Source organism: Gordonia sp. (in: high G+C Gram-positive bacteria), from assembly GCF_052106715.1.
Taxonomy (GTDB): domain Bacteria; phylum Actinomycetota; class Actinomycetes; order Mycobacteriales; family Mycobacteriaceae; genus Gordonia.
Genome location: NZ_JBQEDL010000001.1, coordinates 116,660 through 140,979, shown reverse-complemented (window position 1 = coordinate 140,979; position 24,320 = coordinate 116,660). Strand labels below are relative to the sequence as shown.

The following is a 24,320-nucleotide window of genomic DNA, read 5'->3' as shown; positions in this document are numbered from 1 at the left end:
CGAGGGGTTGACATCCGTCGATGGCGTGCGCTTATATTACCGCCAGGTCGATTCTTTGTGTAACTACCAATCACATATAGATCGAAATCCTCATGAAGGACGGAGCTCTCCCATGGCACGCTGGACTGAACTGACCCCGGTCGACGAGACCTACTTTTCGATGGCGAAGCAGCGCTTCTCCTACCGTGTTGACGTGAATGCCGACGCCGACGATGTCTGGGCCGAGATCGCGTCCACCGATCCGCTTCCGTGGGTGCGTAGCCTCGACGCCCACTACACGACCCCCGAGCCGCTCGGTGTCGGGGCGCGGCGGGCGGTGTCCTCGGGAGGAGGACTGATCAAGTTCCGGGAGTACTTCTTTCGGTGGGATGACCGGGAACGTCGCCACAGCTTCTACGCAACAGAGGCGAGTGTCCCCTTCTTCCGCTCATTCGCCGAAGACTATCTGGTCGAGACCACAGCGACGGGATGCTCCTTCACCTGGACATTCGCGTTCGACCCTGCGCCACGTTTCGGTCTCTTCCTCGCCGCGGGTCGCCCACTGAACCACCTCAACTTCTCTCGTATGGCAGCCGATACGCGACGTCATTTCGGCAAACGCTTCCCAAAGGAGGCCCAGGCATGACCGCGGAGCAGCCGCAGCGTCCCGTCCGCTACTCAAGCTCGCCGGCACCGAGTGGCCTACGGGGTGCAGCGGTGAAGGCGATGACCCGCCTGATGAATTCAAGCAACCAAGACCGTGTGATCCGGACCGGTCTGCCCGATCGATTGAATTTTCCTCCCATATCGGCACGGCCGTTCACGCGAGGAGTCGCGCACTACGGAATCATGATCCCCGACCTGCCGCCGCCGCACCGCTTCCTGGCGAACTTGATCATCATGGGCAGCACTGGGTTTCGGGCATGGGACGACAACGACATTCCAGTCGGCTCCCCACGCAGAACCAGTCAGTTGGGCTGGGGATCCGCAGCTACCACGGGCGACTCCCTACACGTGTTCGACGCCGACGACCTGCACCATGAGTCCGACGGGAGCGTCCTGCAGTTCGGCGACAACTACAGGATCGCCATCACGTATCCAGAGATCTCCCTGCAGGCCCAACTGCAGGGGCTGGACGTCGATCTGCGGCTCACCTCGACCGACGTGAACACCTGGGTTTCCGACAGCGGCATCTACCGACACTTCACTTTGCTGTGCGCGTACGAGGGGCAGATCGCTCTCACCGACTCCGGGGAGCGGCAACAGGTGAAAGGTATGTGCACATTCGAGTACGGCACGGGCTACTTGCCGTACATGGACCTTCCTCGGCCGCTGCCGAAAGCGCTCAAGATTCCGGCGGACTTCTTCAGCTACCACGTGATCGCGATAGATCACGAGACACAGCTGGTGGCGTGCGTGATGGGTGCATTCGGTGACTTGACCGCCGGCATGGCCGGAGACATCCGAACCGCCGAGGACGGCTCGCGTCGGCTCGGCATCAGCTCGACATTCGAGGTCACAACTTTCGACTCGAAGCCGATTTCGTATCACGGACGGTCAAGAATGGTGATGCCATCGACCTTCCGGTGGACATTCGTCGAGAGCGATGGTTCGACGTCGTACATCGATGGCGAGGTCGACACTCAATGGCTGTACGCCGGCATGGGCTATATCGCGGGCTACCGCTGGTCCGGCGTGATCGACGGCTTACCTCGAGACGGACGCGCCTACACCGAGTACTCCGACCGGCGTTCTTGACCGATTTATGGACAGACGTCGAGATTCGCCGGATATCCGGTCCGTCCTCCGCTCAGCGATGCTCGAGCAACGCGGCCCGTGCCCTACACTCGACGAGCGCCCGCGCGCGACGATGCCGCGTTCGTTACTGGGCGGCTCAGCGTGTATCCGACCGGGGGAGTTCGCATGTCGAAGCGTCAGAGACCGTTGATCCCTGCGGACGATCCGTTCTACGCGTTGCCGGCTGATTTCGAGCACGACGTGCCGGGCGCGATCATCAGGACGCGACCCGTCGAGATCGGGTTCCTCGGCGTCGTTCCCCAACTCGTCGACGCGACGCAGATGCTGTATCACTCGACGACGATGAACGGTGAGCCGACAGTCGCCGTCACCACCGTCGTCCGCGGCAAAGGCCGCGCAGTGCCGACGCGTGTGCTGTCGTACCAGTGCGCGATCGACGCGATCGACAGCACTCAGTTCCCGTCGTACGAGTTCCAGCGCGGCAGCCGGTTCGTCGTTTCGGTGCCCCGCCTGGAGTATCTTCTCGTCGCCGCTGCCGTACGCCGCGGATGGACGGTATCGATTCCCGATCATGAAGGGTTGCATGGGAATTGGGGAGTCGCCCGGGAGCCCGGCTACCACATTCTCGACGGCGTCCGAGCGATTCTGAACGATGAATCCGCCACCGATTCCGCGATTCCAGTCGGATTGTGGGGATACTCCGGCGGCGGTCTCGCCTCGTCGTGGGCGGCCGAGATGGCGGCCGAATACGCTCCAGAGCTCAACGTGATCGGCGCAGTCTTGGGGTCACCGGTGGGCGATCCCGGCGAGACGTTGCGTCGGCTCAACGGAACTGTCTTCGCCGGCCTTCCGGTGCTCATGATCGCCGCTCTCGCCCGCAACTACCCAGAAGTGTGCGCGTTGGTCGACGTGCACGGGACCGACCGCGGCAAGCAGGAACTCGAGCGCGCGGCCGGCATGTCGACGATGCAAGCGATCGGGGAGTTCGCGCGTCATGAGATCTCCGAGTTCACCGATCTGACGATGCCCGAGATTCTCGCCGACCCCGGACTGCAGACGGTTCTCGACGACATCCGACTCGGTGGGCGGGCTCCTGCCATGCCGGTCCTGGTGACCCAGTCCGTGAACGATCCGGTGATCAGCGTCGACGACGTGGCCGCTCAGGTGGACCGCTACCGGGGGGAGGGCGCCGACGTCACCTTTCTCCGTGACCGGCTCAGCGAGCACATCCTGCTGCACCCGTTGGCCGCGCCGCACTCGATCGCCTGGCTCGACGACCGGTGCGAGGCCGGGCTCCCGGGGACGGCCGAGCCCGGGGAGACGACGACCGTCTGGTCGATCGCGCTGTCTCGCGTATGGCTCGTCAATGTCGTCGAACTGCTGCTCGTCGTCGTACTCGTCGTGTGCGGCCGCGATCTGCGCAGGTCCGAGCGTACGCAGTAGCGCGGCCAGTACTCGCTACCCGCCGAACGATCCGTGCCGCCCGGTGTCGTCGGCCACGACCCTGTTCAGCAAGCCGATGTCGAGTGCTTCGGCCGCGGTCACCGGCCGCCCGGTGAGGACGAGGTTCATCGCGCGGCTGGCGCCGATGAGGCGGGGCAGCCGCACCGTACCGCCGTCGATCAGTGGCACGCCCCACCGTCGGCAGACGACACCCATCACCGTGCTCTCCTCGGCGACACCATTTCCGAATCCGGCGGCGATCGTCTTCAGATCTGCGCCGGCACAGAAGGTTCCGCACTCCCGTGCAGCACTGCCACGGACGCGTCGGGGTCGGCGTCGAACGTTCGGAACGCGGCGGCGAGGGCCGCCACGGTCGGACGGTCCACAGCATTGCGGACCTCGGGCCGGTCGATGCCGACGATGGTCACCGGTCCACGTCCGGTGAGCGTCACGTTCGGGTGAGGAGCCATGGACCGATCGTCGAACTCGGCACCGCGCAGGCCATCCCGCTCATCTCGATCAGCGCAGGCCGATCGGCGTCACGCCACGTCGACCGTCGGCTTGTAGATGTCGAACCAGTGGTAGAGGTCGAGCACCCGATCCATCTGGTTGCGCAGCTCCCCGGAGACGGTGGTCGCGTCGGCGCGGCACATTGCGCGCACCGCGTCGCGTTCGACGATGCCGAACAGGTCGCTGTCGTCCCCGACGATCTCGGACAACTGCTTCTGCAGCGCTTCGGTGTATCCGAGGTCCTGCGTCGACGGGTAGGGGCTCTTCGTGCGGTCGATTACCGACTGGGGGAGGACGTGTCGAGTGGCGGCGCGCAGCAGACTCTTCTCGCGGCCGTCGAACGTCTTGAACGCCCACGGCGTGTTGTACACGTATTCGACGAGTCGGTGGTCGCAGAACGGGACGCGCACCTCGAGGCCGACGGCCATCGACGTGCGGTCCTTGCGATCGAGGAGCATGCGCACGAATCGGGTCAGATGGAGATGGCAGATGACCCGCATGCGCCGCTCGACGTCTGATTCGTCTGCGACGGCGGGGATTCCGGCGAGCGCCGTCGAATATTCGTCGGCGATGTATCGGTCGAGATCCAGCACGTCGCGGACATGCGGGGTCAGCATGGCGCTGCGGGAGTCCATCTGGGTGCCGGAGAAGGCCAGCCACGGGAAGGTCTCGGCGTTGCGCGACGTCTCGTCGAAGAACCAACGGTAGCCGCCGAACACCTCGTCGGCGGACTCGCCCGACAGGGCGACCGTCGACTGCTCCCGGATCGCCTTGAACAGCAGGAGGAGCGAGTTGTCCATGTCGCCGAGTCCGGCCGGGATGTCGCGTGCGGCGACGACGGCGCGACGGACGTCGGGGTCGGTGAGCTCGGCGGCGTCCAGGACGACATCGCGGTGCAGCGAATCGACGCGACCGGCGACGTCGCGGATGAACGGCGAGTCCGGAGTATCGCGCATGCCGTCGGGGGTGAAGTTCGCCTCTTGGTCGGTGAAATCGACCGAATAGCTGTGCGCGCGTTCGCCTTCGGCGTGCAGCTTCGCTGCGGCGAGGCCGGTGAGCGCACTCGAGTCCAGTCCGCCGGACAGCAGGACGCAGCGGGGGACGTCGGCGATCAGCTGACGGTCGACGATGTCGGTCATGAGCTCGCGGACGTGATCGACCGTGGTGTCCAGATCGTCGGCGTGTGCGTGCGTCGGAAGCTGCCAGTAGGTGCGGGTGGAGCAGCCGCGACGGTCGACGGTGACGATGGTCCCCGGCTCTACCTCGCGGATGTGCTTCCACAGCGACCAGCCGGGCTTCTTGGTCATCGCGAACAGTTCGCGGAGGCCGTCGGCGTCGACGTCGCCGGGTACTAGCGGGTTCGCGAGCAGGGCTTTGGGTTCGGAGCCGAACACGACGCCGTCGTCGGTCTCCGAGTAGTAGAGCGGTTTGATGCCGAGGCGGTCTCGGATCATGACGAGCTGGTCGGTCCGAGCGTCCCACACCGCGAACGCGTACATGCCGTTCAATCGTTCGGCAACGGCCGGCCCCCACTGGAGGTAACCGTGCAGGACCACCTCGGTGTCGCTCTCGGTCGTGAACTGGTGGCCGAGTCCTGTGAGCTCGGCGCGCAGCTCGCGGAAATTGTAGGCCTCACCGCTGTAGACGATGGCGAGTTCGCCTGCCGGAGTGGACAGCGTCATCGGTTGTCGGCCCAGTGGCAGGTCGATGATGGCGAGACGGCGATGACCCAGCCCGACGTGGTCGGCGATGTAGGTTCCCGCATCGTCCGGGCCGCGGTATCGCATCGTGTCGGTCATGGCCTCGACGATCTCGCGTTGTCGCGCGATGTCCCGCTCGAAGCCGACCCAGCCGACGATTCCACACATGTACAGACCCCCTGATCTCGTTTTGTCGAGCACGTCGCCGTGCCGCGATTTAATTCGAATGCCTAACTAATTACGCCTTCCGGTCTATCACGAATGTGTGCGTCCGGCGATGCGCGGGTACGGGAACGCGAGATATCCGAACAATTCCGGAATCGACAGCGAGGCACGTCGATTCGTGTCGAACCAGGTGCTCGGTCTGGGGCACGGGTAGCATGACACAACTGCCGTCGTCGACGGCGCCATGAGGGGGAGGACACCATGTCTGAGTCGAACCGTCTTGTCACCCTGGCCGGGGCCGGCCTCGCCGCCACTGGCGTTGCGCACTTCGCCGTGCCTGACGCCTTCCGGGGGATAACCGAGGCGGCGTTCCCGGACGACACAGAGACCGCGCTGAAGATCAACGGCGGCCTCGAGACGGCGATCGGCGCGGCCATCGCGGTGCCGCAGACCCGCAAGATCGGCTTCGTCGGTCTAGGCCTCTACGGCGCCTACCTCGCAGTGAACTTCGTGAACGCTCGCTCAGGGAACTGAACTCACGGATTCGTACTCAGACGTGATGCCACCTCCTCCAGCACCGTGACGTCGCCGCGATAAGGTGCGTCCTCGCGCGGCCAGTGGACGATCACGTCGCTGAACCCGACCGCGGTGGCGCGCCCGACGAGATCGTCGAACGCACCGACCGAGGCGAGTGGGGAGACGGGCGCGAAGTCGAGCGACAGATACGTGTCGATACTCCGCCCCGCGGCGGTTTCGACGAGCAGGTCGTGATTGGCGGCGACGTCGGCGAACCACGAGTCGAGGGTGTCCGCGGCCGAACCCGTCGTCACCCAGCCGTCGCCGTTCCGGGCTGCGAACCGCACCGAGCGAGGCCCGTTGCCCGCGAGGATAAGCGGCACTTGCGAACGGACCTCGCCGCCGACCAGACGCATGTCGCGCGTGGCGAAGAAGTCACCGTCGACGGTGACGTGGTCGTCACGCAGGGTGCGGTCGAGGACGCCGACGAACTCCTGGAAGCGGTCGACGCGTCGTCGCACGGGCAGCTCCGGCTGCCCCAGAATCCCCGAGTCGGGTGATCCGCCGACGCCCAGCCCGACGAGCAGCCGGCGCTCGGAGATGTCCGCGACGGTCTGGATTTCACGCGCGAATGCCGCCGGATGACGGAAGTTCGGCGACGCCACATACGTGCCGAGGCCGATGCGGGACGTGACCGCGGCCGCCGCGGTCAATGTCGGCATACAGGAGAACCACTGGGAGTCGGGGAGTCCGCCCCACACCAGGTGGTCGTATGTCCACGCGTGGTGAAATCCCATCTCCTCGGCGCGTCGCCACAGCGGGCGGGTCGTACGCCACGGCATGTCGGGGAGGATGCAGATCCCGTATCGCATGGTGGCCAGAGTAGTCAGGCTCCGCGGAGTCCGCGGTACACCGCCGCGCCGACGAACGCACCGAGGTTGTACGGCGTCCACGCGCCGTCGTCCGCCTCCCGTGATGCGAGCAGTGTCCGGACTGCTCCCTCGCCCGACGACACCCAGAACTCGACGAGTGCGGGCAGCTTTCGGTCTGCGTCCTGCGTCCCCCACGCGGCGAGCGTCGGACGGAGAAGATCGCAGCAGCGGGCGAGTACGAATGCGCGGCCCCGACCGAACAGGTCCGTCACCTCCGCATCCGGGTTCCCGTAGAGGAGCTGCCACGACTCCGGCCGTGCGTCGACTGCTTCGAGCAGCGACCGGAACCCTTCGACGAACACCGATTCGGTCGCGTTCACGCGGCGGTCGCGGAGAATGCTCGACAGAGCTTCGCCGAGGTAGGTCTCCTCCCGCGCGATCAACGCGCCGAGGATCTCCGACCGGCTCGGGTAGGCGGCGTACACGACCGGCCGGGTCACGTCGAGAGCCGATGCGACGGCGGCCATCGTCACCGATGAGATGCCGTCGCGGCTGGCGATCTCCAACGCCGCATCCAAGATCTGCGGACGGCGGCGGCCCGGACCGAGGTGCGGTGCACGCGTCCGTGACGTGCGAGAAACCACCGCCACACCCACCTCCCGCTCGATTCGTCGAAGCAACCTCCCACCCTACGGTTCAGTGAGAAGCTCCGACTCCGTCGGGGTAGGCAGCGGTTCCGGCTCCGCCGGGGGCACCGAGGTACTTCGCGCGTGCATCGGCGACGGTCACCGTATGCGCGAACGTCGGTGTCCCCGCATGGCGATGCTGGCGGTACAGCCCGCCGGTCATCGGTCCGATCGCCTTCGACACGAGCCGGTCCATCAACTCTGGGCTTCGGGACATGTTGCTCACCGCGGCCCGCGTCGCTGCCCGGTAGGCGACGTCGACGGCGGCAGGCTGGTCGAACCCGCCGAGTGTCCGCATCCACTTCGGCAGCGTCGCGATCGCGGCCGGTGCGACGAGGCGGCTCGACGCCCACACCCGCGGCCCGCGGTCGAGCGGCGTGTGCAGCAGGTAGTGCATGCCGCGTCGTGCGCGTTCGGATACGCACAGAGTCGGCCGGACCGACTCGAAGTAGTCGTGTACTTCGTCGCGCGACGTCGGCACGTCCGATGGGCGACACGTCTGCAACTCGGCGGCCACCACGCAGTCGGCCCAGAACCGCTGCTCCTCGTCCGGCGTCAACGTGCCCGGCCCGTACATCTCGTAGCACTTGAGGACCGAATGCCAGCCCGTCACATGGATCCACAGCTGCGACGCGGGATTGTTAGCGTTGTACCGTTTCCCGGAAATCGGCTCGATCCCGGTGGACGCCGCGTGCACCTTCATCAGATGGTCGGCGGCGGAGACCGCCATTCGGCTGTCGCCGACCGCAGCGATCAGGAAGTACGCGAACGTATGGTCCAGCCTCCCGTACGGGTCGCTGTAGATGCCGCCGACGTCGGCGACCGACGCTGTCAGATCGGGGTCGAAGTGCTCGAGTGTGACGGCCCGCTGGAAGCCGATCAATGCGGTCGGCGCCGTCCACACCTTCCAGGTTGGGGAGCCGGGGCCGAAGAAGCCGTAGTCGGTCGCGCGCAGCGGCATCGTCGGCGCGCCGAAAGCCGGTCGGGACGTGGTCTGTTCAGTCATGGTTCCTCCAGTGATAAGAGTCGCAGGTCACGGCTTCATCGTGTACGCGCCGGCGAGTCCGCGGGCCCGATGCAGGACACGGTCGGCGCGGTCGAGGTCGGGGACGGGACGCCGGACGAGGTCGAGCGCGCGCGTCTGCTGCAACGTCGTCGCCGTGGGCTTGGTGTGCAGAGAGACTGCGTGCCGAGAGAACTCGCGGACGAAGACGTCGAAGAGATGGTCGAGGACGTCGGTGTCCGCGCCCTCGATCCGCGCCTGCTCCAGGACGAGCTGGGCGTACGGGATCATCGTGAACAGTTCGCCGATGGAGAACAGGAAGTCGACGTCGCTGCGCTGCGCGGCCGTCGGTTCGGCGGCGGCGAGGAGCGTTTGGAAGGCGAGCGCCTGCTGGGTGAACACCGCGACGTTCGGGATGTGAGCGAACCCGTCGAACACAGGGCGCCAGTCTCCGAACGCGATCTTTCCGAGACCGGAGCTCGGCCCTTGGCGGAACAGGAACGAGTCGTCGGCGGATTCGCGCCGCACCGGCACCTCGCGGACGGCGGCCATTGCGGCGTCGGCGCGTAGCTGGGGCACCACTCCCGCTGCGAGCGCTCCTGCCCGCCGTAGCACTCCGGTCAACGGGGCCGCTGCCGGAACGTGTTTGAGGACGAGGAGCCCGACGTCGGACGGGCTGAACATGTACGCGGGCATGAACTTCAGCGACAGCGCCATGTTCACGTGGACGGTGCCCTCCAGGCGCGGCAGACCGAACATGGAGGTGAGCCCGCCGGGGAACATCATGTCGTTCTCGAAGCCGCGCGCGGCGATCACGTCGGCGATGTCCTCGTAGATCTTCATCCCGGTGCGCGTCACCGACATCTTCTCGATCGCGCTGATCAACAGGTATCGGCGGTCGTCGAGGTCGGCCGATCGCATGTAGTCGACGGCGCGCTCGCTGAACATCTTCATCCCGGCCAGTCGGGCGTAGCTGTCGGAGACGAGTGCCTTGACCTGTGGGAACTCAGTCACACGGTGGCCGAACAGGATGCGGTCGTCCGAGTGGGTCAGCGCCTCGTACATGGCGTTCTCGCATGCGCCGATCGCGCCGAAGCCGAGATTGAACTTGCCGACGTTGACGGTGTTCATGGCCGCGTCGAACGCCGCACGGCCGGTGTGTAGGACGTCGTCGGCGTCGACGGGGTAGTCCTGCAGGTCGAAGGCGGCGACATACATCTGTGAATCGACGACGTTCTTGCGCAGCCGGTAGTCGGCGTGCTGAGAGTCCGCGGCGAAGAACATGTAGCCTGCGTACTCGTCATCGGTGATGCGGTGCGTCGTGTCTGCCGAGTCGATGACGGGTGCGTCGCTGCGACGACCGAACACCGACACCATGCGAGCCGCGTTGCCGTTGCCGATGTAGTACTTGCCGCCGTTCGCGACGAATCCGCCGTCATCGGCGGGGTCGAGCAGCATGTCGGTGGAGTAGACGTCGGCGCCGTGTGCCTGCTCGGAGAGGCCGAACGCGAAGATGTCACCGTGCTCGAGGCTCGCGGCTGCACGCTTGCGCGCCGCCGGGTTGGTGCTCTGCCAGATCGGCATCAGGCCGAGCACGGTGACCTGCCAGACATACCAGTACTGCATGCCATAGAAGCCGAGGATCTGACTCATCCGCGCGTTGCGAGCAGTGTCCCAGCGCTTGTCCGGATCACCGTCCGCCATCGCCTCCGGTGTCAGGAACGTGGCGAACACCCTCTCGCGTCGGTTGAAGTCGAGGAAGTCCTGGTACCAGACCCGGTCCCGATTGTCGGCGAGCAGTCGCGCCTTGCCGAGTCCCTCGAAGTAGTCGACGGTGCCGCGCAGGATGCGCTGCGTCGCAGAGTCGAACTCGTCGAACGTTTGCGTCGTCGGATTGAAGATCTCCATGGCGCCCTTCTCAGATTCCTACAGTCGTGTAGGACCAATTCCTACACTAACGTAGCATTACGTGTCGACGGTGAGAAGGCCCACGATTACGTGCGCGCCGATCAATAGGCTCCGACCTGCACGGGAATCCGGTGACCGCAGTGTCGGGCATTGATGGCAAGGCGTGCCGCGCATAGATTTCCAATGCACAGACATTCATCACGAGCGGCCGAGAGGCTGGCTCTTTGACGCCGCAGCAACCGTGGATTCTCCACAAGGTGCTAATGCCAGAGACGATGAACCCGCCGCGGGCGACTCCGCCGGTTCTTCGCCCGTTCATGATCGATGGACGTGTGCCGGTCCAGCGCCCCTGGGTCGACTGAGATCGAACGAAGTCCAGCGACAGTCCGGACAGGGAAGGTGCACGATGACCGCGACATTCGACACCCGGGCGCGCCGCCCGGGCGGGGGCCGAGCACTTCGACCAAGCAGCGGGATGAACCAGACCTTGGCTCGGGCCAGGATCTCCGTTGCGGTGGCTCGCCTTTTCGTCAGACAGGCGGGTGTCGCGTGCGGACTCCGATATGGAGTCGACGAGCGGTCTTGAAGCCCGGTGTCGCCGTGACGTCGCCACCGGTTGACCCACTTTGAGGCGCATGCCCGAGAGATGCCCATCTCGGTCGACACGTGGGCGATCTGCCGGGTCTTGCATCGCTCAACCAGCCGACGGCGGCCTTCGATACTCAATGGTGCGTTGGCGTGAGTCACGACGCTCTCCCTGTCGTCTTGGCGGGCTGTGGTTCGCTGCGTTGGGCGGGGATTGCGGCCGCCGTGGCGATCACGGCGAGGAGCGCTACGGACATGAAGACGAAGGCGGCTCTGTCGGTGCCGGCGATAGCCGCGGCGGCGGTCGCGGCTGCGAGGCCGATCGCGCCGCCGAACTGCTTCGCAGTGTTCATCAGGCCAGAGGCTGCGCCAGCATGTTCGGGACGAACACCTGTGGTGACGAGCGTGGCGAGCGGTGTGTTCATCAGGCCACCGCCGATCCCAATCGTGACGGTGGGAACCAGGACGGCGACAGCGAAGGACCCGCCGTCGACGACTGTGAGCCAGATCAGTCCAGGAACGGCGATGACGACACCGGCCACGATAAGCACCCGGGGTGCGCGTCGTTTCATCAGGCGCGGCGTGAACCAGAGGTTCACGACCAGCATGCTCGCGGTGAGAGGGAGGAACGCCAGACCGGCCTGGATCGGCGAATAGCCAAACTGAGTCTGCATCCGGTACGTCAGAAAGTACCACAGGCCGACTTGGAAGCATGCCCCTGTCGACGCGGTCGCAATATTGCCGAGGACTATCAGCCGGTCTCGTGCGAGATCGCTTGGCACGAGCTTGTGGGACGTGCGGCGCTGTTGAAGGACGAGCAGGACGAACAACGCGACCGCGAGCGATCCCACTACGGCTAGAAGGCCACCCGAGGCTCCCTCACCTGCGACGGACAGCGCGTATATGGCGCCCGTGAATGAGGCTGTTGCCAGCCCCGCGCCGATGAAGTCGATGCGCCCCGTGCTGCGCTGTGCGGGGGTCCGTCGGTGGAGAACGAGGGCCGCGATGACGATACCGGCCCCGATGGGGAGGTTGATCAACAAGGTGGCTCGCCAGGAGACTAGATCGGTGAGCAACCCGCTGGCGATGTTGCCCAATCCGCCCCCGGCCAGGCTCACCGCGGTCCAGACAGCGATGGCTCGCGTTCGTTCCGGGCCCTCAGCATGGGTGGTCGTCAGCAAGGTGAACGTCGCCGGAGACGCCGCAGCGGCAGAGATGCCCTGTGCGGCACGGGCGGCGATGAGCACCCAGCCTTCCGTCGCGAGACCTCCGATGAGACTCGCCAGGGTGAATGCCGCCACGCTCCAGGCGAGCAGCCTCGCGGTGCCCACGACGTCGGCCAGTCTCGCGCCGACTAGGAGCAATCCAGCGAAGCCGAGACTGTAGGCCATCGCCACCCACGACGCGGCAACCCCGGAGAGTCCGAGGTTGGCCTGGATCGAGGGCAAGGCGACATTCACCACCGACACATCCAGTACCACGATCAGCTGAGCCAGACAGGATGTCCAGAGCCCGAGCCGCTGCAACCGGGTAGACATACCGCTCCTTGATACGTTCGTATCATCTGGTACGAGCGTATCATCGATGGAATGGAAGGAGTCTTGGATGGCGGAGTCCACGCGCAGAACCGAGATCATGGAGGCCGTCGAGCGCCTCCTGGCCCGTGGCGGGCTCAACGCCGTCACCATGCGAGCCGTCGCCGCCGAAGCAGGCGTATCCCTCCGACTCGTCCAGTACTACGGCAGCACCAAGGATGAGCTCCTCGGTGCCGTGCTGGATCGCCTTGCCGACCAGAGCGTCGAACGGTGGCAGGCTCGTGCCCGACAGTGGGGATGCCAGTCGCCGCTCGAGGTCATCAAAGCCTTCTACGACGAGGCGCTACCAACAGATCGGGCGAGCCAAGATTTCCACCGCGTCGGCGTCTCCATGGAGGCTCTGGCGCTCACCGACCCCAACATGGCAGGGCAGGCCTATCAGAGACATCTGAGCGGGCTTGGAGACCACCTTGCCGGCGTCCTGAAGTCCAGTGGCCTTAGCGCGACGGCCGCACACTGCCTGGCACTGGAAGTAATGGCATTGGCCCACGGAGTCGGGACACTGGTTATGACAGGACAGCTCTCCGAGGCCGACGCCCAGACGCTGATCAAGAACTACCTCGAACGACTCGGACCACAACTATCCCCATGACCGCGAGGACGTCCTTTGCGACCGTCATGAACCTCCTGCCCCGCAGCATCTAGATGGACCATGTGCCCGGGATACTTGGCGGTGATCTTCTTGGCCTCGCGGTTCGTCTGGCCGTTGGGGTCGATTCGCGATGCCGGCCACTTCTTCTCCCGCCGCATCGACTCGATCCGCGCCACCGTCTCACCGGGTGTCGCAGTCAGCTGCCGGACTGGAGCGGACGGGCGGTCCAGCAGCCCGAGCTTGCGGTACCGGTTGACCCATTTCGACGCGGTCGCCCGCGAGATGCCTATCTCCGCAGCCACGTGCGCGATCGGACGGGTACGGCAGCGCTCGATTAGCCGTGTGCGCTCCTCAGGGGTGAGGGGCGCGTTCCGGTGGCTGCTCACTCCGCGAGCGGAACCGTCTTGGCCGCCGTCGTGTTCACGATGGCGGTGAGGGTGGCGGTGAGCACGGATCGGTGTTTGCCTGCGACCCATTTGGTACCGCGATCGTCGCGGTACTCGATGAGAGTGATTGCTTCGCTGTCGTTGCCGGCACTAGTGCTGGTCTGGTGAAGGTCCAGGATCTCGATGGCGAACCCGATCTGGGCGAGGGCTGTGGTGAGCGCCTCGACCGGGCCGATGCCGCCGTGGCTGCTGGTGTGTTCGATGCCGCTGGCTCGCAATGTGATGGTCGTGGTCTGGCTGGTTGTGTCGAAGCCGGCAAGTTCGACAGGCGTCTCGGTCGGGGTGGCGAGGTAGGTGAGGTGGAAGATGTCCCACAACTGTTCGGTGGTGACTTCACTGCCGGTCGCATCCGTGTGCTGCTGGACGTGGCGGGCGAAGTCGATCTGGAGCCGGCGGGGCAGCTTGATGCCGTAATCGGTTTCCAGCAGATGGGCGATGCCGCCCTTGCCCGACTGCGAGTTGACGCGGATGACGGCGTCATAGCTGCGGCCGATGTCGGCCGGGTCGATTGGCAGATAGGGCACCTGCCAGTCGATGTCCTGTTCCGGCCGCACCTCGGCGGTGGCGCGGGCGCGATGCTCGACGAAGCCCTTCTTGATGGCGTCCTGGTGGGTGCCGCTGAAGGCGGTGTGGACGAGGTCGCCGACGTAGGGGTGCCGGGGGGGTGGATCTCGATGCGGTTGCAGTATTCGACGGTGCGGCGGATCTCGTCGATGTCGGAGAAGTCGATCATCGGGTCGATGCCCTGTGCGTGCAGGTTCAGGGCCAGGGTGGCGATGTCGACGTTGCCGGTGCGCTCACCGTTTCCGAAGATGCACCCCTCGACGCGTTGAGCGCCGGCGAGGACTGCGAGCTCGGCGCAGGCGATACCGGTGCCGCGGTCGTTGTGCGGGTGGACGGAGAGGATCACGGAATCCCGGCGCGCGAGGTGCTTGTGCATGTACTCGATCTGGTCGGCGTACACGTTCGGCGTGGCGACCTCGACCGTGGCCGGGAGGTTGAGGATGACGGGGCGCTCGGTCGTTGCGTCCCACAGCTCGGTCATGGCGTCGCAGACGTTGATGACGTAGTCCGGCTCGGTGAGGTTGAACACCTCCGGCGAGAACTCGAACCGCACGTTCGGCATGTGCCCGGCGAGCTCCAGCACGTCGCGTCCGCCGACGAGGATCAGTTCGCGCAGCTCGGCACGCTTTTTGCCGAGCACTACGTCGCGCCAGATAGGCGCGGTGGCGGTGTACATGTGGATGACGACGGGGTTGCGGATGCCATGGATGGATTCGACGGTGCGCTCGATGAGTTCGCGCCGGGCGGGTGTGAAGACGACGATCGTGACGTCGTCCGGCGCGATGTCGGTCTCGGCGATGAGCCGTATGAAGTCGTAGTCGGTCTGGGATGCGGAGGGGTAGCCGACCTCGATCTCCTTGTAGCCCATCTGGACCATGAGCTCGAAGAAGCGGCGCTTGCGCTGCGGGTCCATCGGCTCGGCCAGGGCCTGGTTGCCGTCGCGGAGGTCCACCGGCACCCACAGTGGCGCACCGGTGAGGCGCCGGGTGGGCCAGTCACGCTCGGTGAGTGGCACCCCCACGCGGGAGTACACGTCCTGGTAGCGGTGGGACGGCATCTGCGAGTGCCGTTGTCGGTTCCACGCGGGTGCGTGTGCGGGGACAGAGCCGGCCGGGGTGGAGATGTGGGAGAACGTTGCGCTGGTCATATCGGGCTCCTCCTTCGATGCGGTGTTGGCAGACGCAGACGATGGGCTGACCGGCGGCCGGCCGTCAGCGCGATGCGACCTGAACCTGCTGGCCGCCGGTGAGCGCGGTGAGCTGCGGGAAGGTCAGCGGGACCACGGTGTGCGGGGTGCCGGCGGCGGCCCAAATTGTGTCGTAGTCCCCTAGCGTCGCGTCGACCACGGTGCGTAGCGGCGCCGGATGCCCCACCGGGGCGATCCCGCCGATAGCCTGCCCCGTGACGGCGCGGACCCGCTTCGCGCTGGCCATCTCGATCACGGCCGCGCCCACCTGGCCCGCAAGAATGCCGGTGTCCACGCGGTGCCGGCCGCTGGTCATCACCAGCAGCGGGTCGCCGTCGGCGAGGAACAGGAGACTGCTGGCGATCGCCCCCACCTCGCAGCCCAATGCGCCCGCCGCCTCGGGGGCGGTGCGGGTCGAGTCCGGCAGTTCCCGCACACGGGCGGTGAGGCCGGCCTCGATCAGGTACTGCTGCACAATCCGGCTGCGCTCGGGCAACTGTTGGTCATCGGTCATGACGGATACTTCCTTCCTCGGAGAGATGCTGGGGGTAGTGCATGAGCAGGACGACCTCGGCCGAGCGTCCGCACGCTTGGAACATGTGCGAGGCCGCGCCCGTGTAGCGCAGGCTCTCGCCCTCGCACAACTCCCGCTCGGCGCCGACCGGCCCGACGCAGACACGCCCGCGCACGACCGTGACGGTCTCCTCGACCCCCGCAGCATGGGCGAGCGAGTCCTGCCGCTCCGGCGCCAGGGTCGCGCGATAGACCTCCACCAAACCGGAGCTGATCGTCCAACGGTCAAGCAAGACTGCACTAACCGACGCACCAGCGACAGGTTCGGTCTCAGCGGCGGCATCGTCAGACAGGAGCGCGCCGAGGGGAGCGCCCAAAGCGGTCGTCAACGCGAAGAGCGTATCCAGCCGAGCCCCCCGGCGATCGTTCTCGAGTTCCGAAATGGTGCCCTTGCCGATCCCGCTTCGCCGCGACAGCTCCGACAAAGACATGCCGCGCTCACCACGAAGCCGCCGCAGTTTGGAGCCCATTGACTCGTTCACGCATCACCACCGTTCTGATAACAGAACAGTAGCAGACGCATCCAGCCCCAGGAACCGACCCAGCCGGCTACCCAGGGCCCGCCTCGATGACCGAAAGACGCGTTCGACTGGGACGCTTGAACACCGGGCCGTAAACAACCTCATGGCCAGCAACAACTAGTCCACGGAGCTCGGCCAGGGTCACCAGTGGATGAACGGTGGAACCGGTTATAGGGTCCGCTGTCACGGCAGAGTCGCAGAGTAGTGGCGGCCGGGCCCCACGCCGTACGACGGTGAACGTGACGCCGACGAGGAGCACGACGAATTGAACGGCGCCGATTTCCCAGAACGGCAGGACGAGCATCGGGTCGGTCAGTGCGGCCTGCGACCCCACGTGGCGCGAGTGTGCGCGACGAAGCTGTCGAACGGCTCGACGGACCTCGTGGCACGCGCGACGATGATCACGCCTTCGATCCCCGACACGATCGCGCTCCCCGCGGCTCGGGCCCGCTCGGCGTCGTGGCCTTCACGCTCCAGCGCGTCGCCGATGATCGACGCGAGCCGCTCGAACGCTCTTGCGGCCTCGGCGGCGGCGTCCGGATACTCCGGGGCGCTCAACGACGCCGCGGCGAGCGGACAGCCGAGCGTGTAGTCGCTGTCGGTGAGGGCCGATTTCCAGTAGTCGGCCCACAGATCGAACGCGTCCATCGCGTCGTGTTCGGCGAGGAGGGCCGCGAGTTGGCCGCACAGGGCCTTGCCCGCAACGGCGGTCGCCTCGCAGAGGAGGGCGCCCTTTCCGGCCGGAAAGTGCTGGTACATGGAACGTCTCGCGACGTTGCTGTGTTCCAGGAGCGCAGCCATTCCGAATCCGTCGGCACCGTGCGTGCGCAGCATCGTGACCGCCGACAACACCAGTCGGTCGTGTACGGACGGGGTGGGCATGCCCACAGCCTAGCGCAGTAGAACGATTGGTATGTATGGTTCTAAGACATGACCCACGTCTTCGATGAAGCAACCGCCGTCGCCCGGCTCGACAAGACCGATGGCCACGTCGTCCGTGCCACCACGCACCCGGCTTACAACAACATGGTCGGGCCGTTCGGCGGGGTCACCGCGGCCACCGTCGTCCGTGCGCTGCAGGAGCACCCCGAAGCGCTCGGTGAGCCGCTCGCGCTCACCATCAACTACGCGGCACCGATCGCCGAAGGCGAATGGGATCTCGCGCTCGTGTTGATCCGCACCAACCGGACCAATCAGCACTGGACGTTCACCATCGACCAGAACGATCAGGTCGTCGCCTCCGGCACCGCGGTGCTCGGCGTGCGACGTGACACCTGGGGCGACACCGAGGGTGACGCACCGCAACTGCCTCCTGTCGACGATGTGCCGGCCGTGGACTTCCCGGACTTCATCGCGTGGGCCCGCAACTACGACAAGCGGTTCGTCACCGGAAGTCTTGAGGCCGCGAGCGACGATTCGACGTCCACGCTCTGGCTGCGCGACGAACCGCCGCGCCCACTCGACTTCCCGGCGCTCACCTCGATGACCGACGCCTTCTTTCCCCGCGTGTTCCTTCGGCATGGGACCTACATGCCCGCCGGCACGATCTCGTTGACCACCTACTTCCACGCGACCCGCGGCGAGCTCGCCGCACAAGGCGCGAATGCGGTCAGGGCGACCGCACGAGGCGCTCGGTTCGGCAACGGCCACTTCGACCAGTACGGTCAGATCTGGGGTGACGCCGACGTCCTGCTCGCCACCACCCACCAGCTCGTCTACTACAAGGACGTCGCACAGTAGATTGATCTGCATGTCGCAGACCTCTCGGGCAGTCGCCACAGTCCTCACCGGCGCCGCACTCGCTGCGACGCTAGCGGCGTGCGGGCAGCCGGAGTCGGTGGACCCACAGACACAGCGCGCGCTCGACTCGGCACTGACCGACGGCGAGTTTCCCGCGCGCTACAGCGTCGTGAAGCTCGGGAAGGATGCCGAGAGCGCGATCTCCGAGCAATTCGACGACAGCCGCAAGGACGCTACCGTCACGCCTGCGAGGTGCACGTCGGACGACGACGCACCCGATGTCGCGAAGACGGGCCGTGTGGTCGCGTCCAACGGTCAGTCGACGCTGAGTCAGTCGGTCACCGCGTCGAGCGTCGACGACGCGACGCTCCGCGCAGCCGTCACCGGGGAGTGCGCCCGAGTGCACGTCGAAGTGACGACCGGCGCAGCGAGCGGAACGACCCTCGACATCACCAACGCAGACGTCACGACGCCGACCGTCGACGGCCATCGCGGTGTCGTGTTCCGGCAGGTGTCGACCTTTCCCGACAAGGGTGGGGAATCCCGGGAACTCGTCATCGGGCGCGTGCCCGTGGACGGCTACCTCGTCACGGTGCAGGCGGTGAACGCCGATGGCTCGGCGCCGAACCGGTCGGCCTTCGACGCGACCCTCGCCGCCGCCGTGCGGAAGGTCGCCGCGTCGGGCTGACGAAGAGAACCATTCGGACAACCGATGCTCGTACAGTCGTCGCCGTAGGGTTGCGACATCTTGCAGGGACGAGACCCCGCCGAGTGAGAACGATGCCAAGTCGAGGATGAGGGAGTCGGTCGTGAGTGTCAGGTTGAAGCGAACGCTGGGCGCGTGTGTGGCGGGTGCGGGTCTGATCGGTCTGGTCGCCGGGTGTGGGACCGACGGCTCCCCGGTCGCGGCCGGTTCACTTGGGTCGCAGAGCACGCCGTCGGCTGCTGATCCGGCCAAGGCTCGCCAACTCGTACTGGGCGCCGGTGAGTTTCCGGCTGGCTACGAAGTGCAGGAGGTGCCACGCGGTCAGACTCAGCAGATGGTGGACACGATCCTCAAGAGCACGCGGTCCGCCGACATCACGCCGTCGCACTGTCTGCAACTCAGTGCCGTCCCGCCGACCGTCGATGCAGACGATCTGGGACTCGCGGTCGCGATGAAGGGGACGGAGTCGATGATCGCCGAGAGCGTCGGTGTCTCGACGGCGTCGCTGGAGCAGTACCGAACACAGGTCAGTGGCGATTGCGCCCACCTGACGATGAACATGTCTGTCGAAGGCCAGTCGGTGAAGGGGACCGTCGACCAGAAGCTGATCGACGGCCCGAAGACGAGTGCCGATGACACCCTCGTCGTCGATATGACGACTGTGTCTGAGGTCGGCACTCAGTCGGTGACGCAACACATGATCGCCGGTTACGCCGAGGTCAACGGCTACACCGTGTCGGTGCAGGCGTCGTCGCCGAACCCGTCGGGTTCGATCGACCGCGCCGGCTTCGACGAGGTGTTTGTCAAGGCCGTTCAGAAAGCGGTCGACGAGACGTAGTCATTGCCGACCTCCGCTGATCATCGCCCGGCGAACAGTACGGCTCCGAGCGCCAGCACCGTCGCGATCACCATGATCAGTCGGAGTGCGAGCGCGAGCGTGTGCGCGGCGTCATCGCTCATCGGCCGTGCCCGGGTGCACGGCGTGAACGAGTCGACCGTCCGGGCTGTCAGCGGTCGTCGCCTGCGCTGGAGCGGCGACGACCGCGAGCACGATCGCGACGGCGACTGCGATCAGAACGCTGACTTGCAAGATCGCGACACGCAGAGATGGTGATCCGTGCGCCGTTATCGCGGAGACCTCCGACGCCAGACCCTGCCGTCGGTGTTGACCGTTTCCTCCCATGACCAAACCCCCTGTTTCGTCTACCGACGGATCTTCGTCGGCGGAGCGTTTCCCCGCCTTGATTCCACCAGTGGAGCAACCGTGCAGCAAATCGAAACCGAAGGTCGCCGTATACGGGCTGGTCAGCCCTCCTGCCGGGGGGTTCCAGTCGAATAGCCCACGGTGAGTCGAAAGTTATAGGTGGGACAGAAGTTAATAGTTCGCTGGTAGTGCGCCCGATGACAATGGCTACCGAAATGACGATGGCCGCCGTCCCCTCGCGCCATTGAGAGGGTACGGCGGCCACGTGAGTCCGCACGTCGCACGTACGGGGAGTCCAGATCAGATGACGCCCAGCGACCGCATCGCGTCGGCGACCTTCACGAAGCCGGCGATGTTGGCGCCGGTCACGTAGTTGCCCGGATCGCCGTACTCGTCGGCGGTGGTCAGGCAGTTGTTGTGGATGTCGCGCATGATCGCGTTGAGACGCTCCTCCGCGTAACGGAAGCTCCACGAGTCACGCGAGGCGTTCTGCTGCATCTCGAGCGCCGAGGTTGCGACACCGCCTGCGTTGGCAGCCTTACCCGGCGCGTAGCCGACGCCTGCAGCCTGCAGGACCTTGATGGCGTCCGGCGTGGTCGGCATGTTGGCGCCCTCGGCCACGATGGTGCAGCCGTTCTTCACGAGGCTCTCGGCGTCTGCGGCGTCGAGCTCGTTCTGCGTGGCGCACGGGAACGCGATGTCGGCGGGAACCTGCCACAGCGAGCCCTCGGTGCCGACCTTGGTGCCGTTGCCGCGCAGCTCTACATACTCCGACAGGCGGGCACGTCGGACCTCCTTGACCTCCTTGAGGATCTCAAGGTCGATGCCCTTCTCGTCGATGACGTAGCCCGACGAGTCCGAGCAGCCGATCACAGTGCCGCCAAGCTGGTGGATCTTCTCGATCGCGTAGGTCGCGACGTTGCCCGAACCGGAGACGAGGACTCGCTTGCCGTCGAAGCTCTGGCCCTTGGACTTGAGCATCTCGTCGACGAAGAACACCGCGCCGTAACCGGTGGCTTCAGGTCGCACCTGGGAGCCGCCCCACGACATGCCCTTGCCGGTCAGTACGCCGGACTCGTAGCGGTTGGTGATGCGCTTGTACTGGCCGAACAGGTAGCCGATCTCGCGGCCGCCGACACCGATGTCGCCCGCGGGCACGTCGGTGTACTCACCGATGTGGCGGTACAACTCGGTCATGAACGACTGGCAGAAGCGCATGATCTCGAGGTCGGACAGACCCTTTGGGTCGAAGTCCGAGCCGCCCTTGCCGCCGCCGATGGGCAGACCAGTCAGGGAGTTCTTGAAGATCTGCTCGAAGCCGAGGAACTTGACGATCGACAGATTGACCGACGGGTGGAACCGCAGTCCGCCCTTGTACGGTCCGAGCGCTGAGTTGAACTCGACGCGGAAGCCGCGGTTGATCTGGACGTTTCCCTGGTCATCGGTCCACGGCACGCGGAAGATGATTTGGCGTTCTGGTTCGCACATCCGGGTGAGCACGTCGGCGTACTCGGGGTGCTTGGCCACGACCGGGCTCAGCGAATCGAAGACCTCGCGTACTGCCTGCTGGAACTCGGGCTCACCCGGGTTGCGGCGGTCGACGGCGTCGAAGATCTCCTGGAGCTGGGGATCCCAGGTACTCATAGGCAACTCTCTCTACTAGAAATTGAGTGACGTCCCGCCATTGCGACGTCCCTCGACCTCGGCGAACGCGTGTAACACGTATCGGTCGCCGGGCGATTCCGCGTGTAACTGTAGCCGCGTGTAACGATCACGTGAAACTTCGCTCTTGGAATGTGGGATTAGACACGGAGTAGAAACAAGCGCGAGACGCACGCGAAACGCAGAGCGGAGTGCGTCGGAACGGCGGATCGTTCGCGTTGCCTCGTGAACGAAGGGTGCTGTGGCCTGATCATGGCAGCCGACGGCCGCGCTACAGGACTGCTTTGAGGAACGCTCTGGTCCGGTCGCTGTGCGGATCCTCGAAGATCTGCGCCGGCGGTCCCGTCTCGGCGATGCGGCCGGCGTCGAACATCATCACGCGGTCGGACACCTCTCGCGCGAAGCGCATCTCGTGCGTGACGATCAGCATCGTGATGTCGGTGCTCGTCGCGATGTCGCGCAGAACCGACAGCACGTCGTCGACCAGTTCGGGATCGAGTGCGGACGTGACTTCGTCGAGCAGCATCACTTCCGGATTCATCGCGAGGCATCGAGCGATCGCGACGCGCTGCTGCTGTCCGCCCGACAACTGGCTGGGATGCGCGTGCGCCTTGTCGCTGAGGCCGACCATCTCGAGGAGTTCGTTTCCCCGTGTCCGCGCCTCGCCCCGGCTCTGTCCGAGAACGTGGACGGGAGCCTCGGTGATATTGCTGAGAACATCCATATTGGGGAAGAGGTTGAACTGCTGGAACACCATCCCGATGCGTTTGCGCACCTCGCGCAGACTCTTCTCCTTCTGGTTGAGGGACACGCCGTCCACCAGGATGTCGCCCTCGGTCATCTTCTCCAAGGTCATCAGCAGCCGCAGGATCGTCGTCTTGCCGGACCCGCTGGGCCCGATCAGCGTCACCTTCTCGCCGCGGTCGACGGTGAAGTCGAGTTCGTCGAGCACCACGTGGTCGCCGAACTTCTTCACCACGTTGTCGAAGCGGATCATCTCGCCCGGCCCGCCGGGCGTCTGTTTAGTCAGATCAGTAGGCAAGGCGTTTCTCCAGTTGTCGGATCAGGACGGAGGTCGGGTAGCTGGCCACCAGGAAGAAGGCGCCTGCCAACGTGAACGCCTCGAGGTAGGCGAATTGCGACGCACCGTAGGTCTGTGCGGCCGTCACCAGTTCGACGACGCTGATGGTGAACAAGTAGGGGGTGTCCTTGAACATGGCGACCGCGTTGTTGCCGAGCGCGGGCAGACTGTTCCGCATCACCTGCGGGAGGACCACTGCGCGCCACGTTCGGAACTGCGGTAACGACAACGCGTGCGCTGCCTCCCACTGGCCTTTCGGCACCGCCTCGATGCCCGCGCGATACACCTCGGCCATATAACTCGAGTAGTGGACGCCGAGCACGGTCACACCGATCGACAGCGCCGAGAACTGCGGGAACAGGGCGTATACGAACAGGAGTTGCACCACGAGGGGCGTCAATCGTACGAATTCGCTCGCCGCGTGTACTGGCATCGACAACCAGCGCGGACCCGAACGACGGATCACCGCGATCAGCAGGCCGAGGACGGCAGCCACCAGGAAGCCGATCGCCGTCGCCAGCAAGGTGATCTTGAAGCCGTCCCACAGGATCGGCATCGACTCTTCGGCGCGCTGCCAGCTCCAGTCGATCACAGGCCACCTCCGACGGCGGCGTCCGTCGTCGGACGGAAGCTCAGTACCTCACGCAACGACGGTCCACGTCCCAGCTTGTGTTTGGCTCTCGCTTCGACGAGGTTGATGACCAACGTCACGACGTAGGCCAAGACCAGGTAGATGAGCAGGCCGATGCCGAAGGAGAACAGCGTGTCGCCGGTCGATTTCTGCAGGTCGACGATGCGTGCCGTCAGGTCCTGCAACATGATGAACGACGCGAACGCTGTGCCCTTGAGTAGGTGGATGAGCAGGTTGCCCAGCGACGGCACCATCATTGCCCACGCTTGGGGGAAGATCACCAGCCGAAGCCGTTGCCACGGCGTGAAGTTCAACGCGATGGTCGCCTCGATCTGACTTTCGGGCACTGCGTTGAGGGCGCCGCGAACCACCTCGGCACCGTAGGCACCGTAGTTCAACCCGAGGGCCAGGATTCCGCAGAACGGCGGTTCGAGCTGATAGCCGAGCAACGGCAGCACATAAAACAGCCAGAACAACTGCACAACGAGCGACGTCCCGCGGAAAAATTCGATCAAGACGCGCGCGACGAATCGGACGGGCAAGAACCGAACGCGCACAACGGTTCCGAGTGCGAGCGCGAGGACGAATGCGAGAAGGCCACCGCCTGCGGTCAGTTCGAGGGTGACGACGATCCCCTCGCCGATCCGGGGGAGGGAGTCGACGAGGTCGTCGATATTGGTGTTCACCAGTCTGT

The 24,320-nt window shown here is 65.5% G+C and carries 22 protein-coding genes, 4 pseudogenes and 1 riboswitch; of the genes and pseudogenes, 8 read left to right on the top strand and 18 right to left on the bottom strand.

The features are described 5' to 3' along the window. Positions 1–112 precede the first annotated feature (112 nt). From ACTIMF_RS00630 to ACTIMF_RS00620, 3 genes are all read left to right on the top strand, one after another. A complete protein-coding gene (locus ACTIMF_RS00630; protein ID WP_442348327.1) occupies positions 113–625 on the top strand; it encodes an SRPBCC family protein in 513 nt (170 codons plus the stop codon). Next, positions 622–1,737 carry a DUF6670 family protein gene (locus ACTIMF_RS00625; protein ID WP_442348326.1) on the top strand — a complete coding sequence of 372 codons (1,116 nt, stop codon included), beginning with the start codon at positions 622–624 and terminating at the stop codon, positions 1,735–1,737. The genes ACTIMF_RS00630 and ACTIMF_RS00625 overlap by 4 nt, the downstream gene beginning before the upstream one ends. Before the next feature lie 165 nt (positions 1,738–1,902). After that, the gene (locus tag ACTIMF_RS00620) at positions 1,903–3,180 is read left to right on the top strand and encodes a lipase family protein (RefSeq protein WP_442348325.1); all 1,278 of its coding nucleotides are present in this window, start codon (positions 1,903–1,905) and stop codon (positions 3,178–3,180) included. Here the strand turns inward: ACTIMF_RS00620 and ACTIMF_RS00615 are convergent. After that, positions 3,162–3,650 (bottom strand): annotated as a pseudogene (locus ACTIMF_RS00615) (enoyl-CoA hydratase-related protein); the annotation flags it as partial. The gene ACTIMF_RS00620 and the pseudogene ACTIMF_RS00615 overlap by 19 nt on opposite strands. Positions 3,651–3,719: 69 nt before the next feature. Next, entirely contained in the window at positions 3,720–5,558 is a 1,839-nt protein-coding gene (asnB, locus tag ACTIMF_RS00610; RefSeq protein ID WP_442348324.1) for an asparagine synthase (glutamine-hydrolyzing), read from the bottom strand. A 258-nt stretch (positions 5,559–5,816) separates the two neighbouring features. Between asnB and ACTIMF_RS00605 the strand changes: the two genes are divergently transcribed. Beyond that, positions 5,817–6,089 carry a hypothetical protein gene (locus ACTIMF_RS00605; protein ID WP_442348323.1) on the top strand — a complete coding sequence of 91 codons (273 nt, stop codon included), beginning with the start codon at positions 5,817–5,819 and terminating at the stop codon, positions 6,087–6,089. 2 nt (positions 6,090–6,091) lie between these two features. Here the strand turns inward: ACTIMF_RS00605 and ACTIMF_RS00600 are convergent, their stop codons facing one another. The 6 genes and pseudogenes from ACTIMF_RS00600 to ACTIMF_RS00575 all read right to left on the bottom strand — a co-directional run bounded on the left by ACTIMF_RS00600 (position 6,092) and on the right by ACTIMF_RS00575 (position 12,663). Continuing rightward, the gene (locus ACTIMF_RS00600) at positions 6,092–6,943 is read right to left on the bottom strand and encodes an LLM class flavin-dependent oxidoreductase (RefSeq protein ID WP_442348322.1); all 852 of its coding nucleotides are present in this window, start codon (positions 6,941–6,943) and stop codon (positions 6,092–6,094) included. A 14-nt stretch (positions 6,944–6,957) separates the two neighbouring features. After that, the gene (locus ACTIMF_RS00595; RefSeq protein WP_442348386.1) at positions 6,958–7,599 is read right to left on the bottom strand and encodes a TetR/AcrR family transcriptional regulator; all 642 of its coding nucleotides are present in this window, start codon (positions 7,597–7,599) and stop codon (positions 6,958–6,960) included. A gap of 40 nt (positions 7,600–7,639) precedes the next feature. Continuing rightward, entirely contained in the window at positions 7,640–8,635 is a 996-nt protein-coding gene (locus ACTIMF_RS00590) for an oxygenase MpaB family protein (protein WP_442348321.1), read from the bottom strand. 27 nt (positions 8,636–8,662) lie between these two features. After that, positions 8,663–10,540, bottom strand: a complete 1,878-nt coding sequence (locus ACTIMF_RS00585) for an acyl-CoA dehydrogenase family protein (RefSeq protein ID WP_442348320.1) — start codon at positions 10,538–10,540, stop codon at positions 8,663–8,665. Between the two features lie 192 nt (positions 10,541–10,732). Further along, a riboswitch (SAM riboswitch) is annotated at positions 10,733–10,822 on the top strand. Positions 10,823–11,020: 198 nt separating this feature from the next. Beyond that, positions 11,021–11,287, bottom strand: a pseudogene (locus ACTIMF_RS00580) (leucine zipper domain-containing protein); the annotation flags it as partial. Further along, positions 11,284–12,663 (bottom strand): MFS transporter, encoded by a 1,380-nt coding sequence (locus ACTIMF_RS00575; protein ID WP_442348319.1) that lies wholly within the window; start codon positions 12,661–12,663, stop codon positions 11,284–11,286. The gene ACTIMF_RS00575 and the pseudogene ACTIMF_RS00580, both read right to left, overlap by 4 nt. A gap of 67 nt (positions 12,664–12,730) precedes the next feature. Between ACTIMF_RS00575 and ACTIMF_RS00570 the strand changes: the two genes are divergently transcribed. Continuing rightward, positions 12,731–13,312: a TetR/AcrR family transcriptional regulator gene (locus tag ACTIMF_RS00570; protein ID WP_442348318.1), complete on the top strand. Its 582-nt coding sequence runs from the start codon at positions 12,731–12,733 to the stop codon at positions 13,310–13,312. On the opposite strand, the pseudogene ACTIMF_RS00565 reads toward ACTIMF_RS00570, so the two are convergent. The 5 genes and pseudogenes from ACTIMF_RS00565 to ACTIMF_RS00545 all read right to left on the bottom strand — a co-directional run. Then, a pseudogene (locus ACTIMF_RS00565) lies at positions 13,306–13,698 on the bottom strand (helix-turn-helix domain-containing protein); the annotation flags it as partial. The gene ACTIMF_RS00570 and the pseudogene ACTIMF_RS00565 overlap by 7 nt on opposite strands. After that, a pseudogene (locus ACTIMF_RS00560) lies at positions 13,695–15,379 on the bottom strand (2-isopropylmalate synthase). The pseudogenes ACTIMF_RS00565 and ACTIMF_RS00560, both read right to left, overlap by 4 nt. Before the next feature lie 154 nt (positions 15,380–15,533). Beyond that, on the bottom strand, positions 15,534–16,022 hold the full coding sequence (locus ACTIMF_RS00555) for a YbaK/EbsC family protein (RefSeq protein WP_442348317.1): 489 nt from the start codon (positions 16,020–16,022) through the stop codon (positions 15,534–15,536). Next, complete coding sequence (locus ACTIMF_RS00550; protein ID WP_442348316.1) at positions 16,012–16,551, bottom strand: helix-turn-helix domain-containing protein; 540 nt, start codon at positions 16,549–16,551, stop codon at positions 16,012–16,014. Before ACTIMF_RS00550 ends, ACTIMF_RS00555 begins: the two co-directional genes overlap by 11 nt. Positions 16,552–16,914: 363 nt before the next feature. Then, complete coding sequence (locus ACTIMF_RS00545) at positions 16,915–17,484, bottom strand: TetR/AcrR family transcriptional regulator (protein ID WP_442348315.1); 570 nt, start codon at positions 17,482–17,484, stop codon at positions 16,915–16,917. Between the two features lie 48 nt (positions 17,485–17,532). Between ACTIMF_RS00545 and ACTIMF_RS00540 the strand changes: the two genes are divergently transcribed. The 3 genes from ACTIMF_RS00540 to ACTIMF_RS00530 all read left to right on the top strand — a co-directional run bounded on the left by ACTIMF_RS00540 (position 17,533) and on the right by ACTIMF_RS00530 (position 19,886). Continuing rightward, positions 17,533–18,342 carry an acyl-CoA thioesterase gene (locus ACTIMF_RS00540; RefSeq protein WP_442348314.1) on the top strand — a complete coding sequence of 270 codons (810 nt, stop codon included), beginning with the start codon at positions 17,533–17,535 and terminating at the stop codon, positions 18,340–18,342. 10 nt (positions 18,343–18,352) lie between these two features. Continuing rightward, the gene (locus tag ACTIMF_RS00535; RefSeq protein WP_442348313.1) at positions 18,353–19,030 is read left to right on the top strand and encodes a hypothetical protein; all 678 of its coding nucleotides are present in this window, start codon (positions 18,353–18,355) and stop codon (positions 19,028–19,030) included. 121 nt (positions 19,031–19,151) lie between these two features. Beyond that, positions 19,152–19,886, top strand: coding sequence for a hypothetical protein (locus ACTIMF_RS00530; protein ID WP_442348312.1), 735 nt, complete (start codon positions 19,152–19,154; stop codon positions 19,884–19,886). Between the two features lie 111 nt (positions 19,887–19,997). Here the strand turns inward: ACTIMF_RS00530 and ACTIMF_RS00525 are convergent, their stop codons facing one another. The 5 genes from ACTIMF_RS00525 to ehuC all read right to left on the bottom strand — a co-directional run bounded on the left by ACTIMF_RS00525 (position 19,998) and on the right by ehuC (position 24,312). Beyond that, positions 19,998–20,231 (bottom strand): hypothetical protein, encoded by a 234-nt coding sequence (locus tag ACTIMF_RS00525; RefSeq protein WP_442348311.1) that lies wholly within the window; start codon positions 20,229–20,231, stop codon positions 19,998–20,000. A gap of 321 nt (positions 20,232–20,552) precedes the next feature. Further along, on the bottom strand, positions 20,553–21,896 hold the full coding sequence (gene gdhA / locus ACTIMF_RS00520; protein WP_442348310.1) for an NADP-specific glutamate dehydrogenase: 1,344 nt from the start codon (positions 21,894–21,896) through the stop codon (positions 20,553–20,555). A 289-nt stretch (positions 21,897–22,185) separates the two neighbouring features. Then, complete coding sequence (ehuA, locus tag ACTIMF_RS00515; protein ID WP_442348385.1) at positions 22,186–22,911, bottom strand: ectoine/hydroxyectoine ABC transporter ATP-binding protein EhuA; 726 nt, start codon at positions 22,909–22,911, stop codon at positions 22,186–22,188. 34 nt (positions 22,912–22,945) lie between these two features. Beyond that, positions 22,946–23,551, bottom strand: a complete 606-nt coding sequence (gene ehuD / locus ACTIMF_RS00510; protein ID WP_442348384.1) for an ectoine/hydroxyectoine ABC transporter permease subunit EhuD — start codon at positions 23,549–23,551, stop codon at positions 22,946–22,948. Positions 23,552–23,583: 32 nt separating this feature from the next. Further along, the gene (gene ehuC, locus ACTIMF_RS00505; protein WP_442348309.1) at positions 23,584–24,312 is read right to left on the bottom strand and encodes an ectoine/hydroxyectoine ABC transporter permease subunit EhuC; all 729 of its coding nucleotides are present in this window, start codon (positions 24,310–24,312) and stop codon (positions 23,584–23,586) included. Positions 24,313–24,320 lie beyond the last annotated feature (8 nt).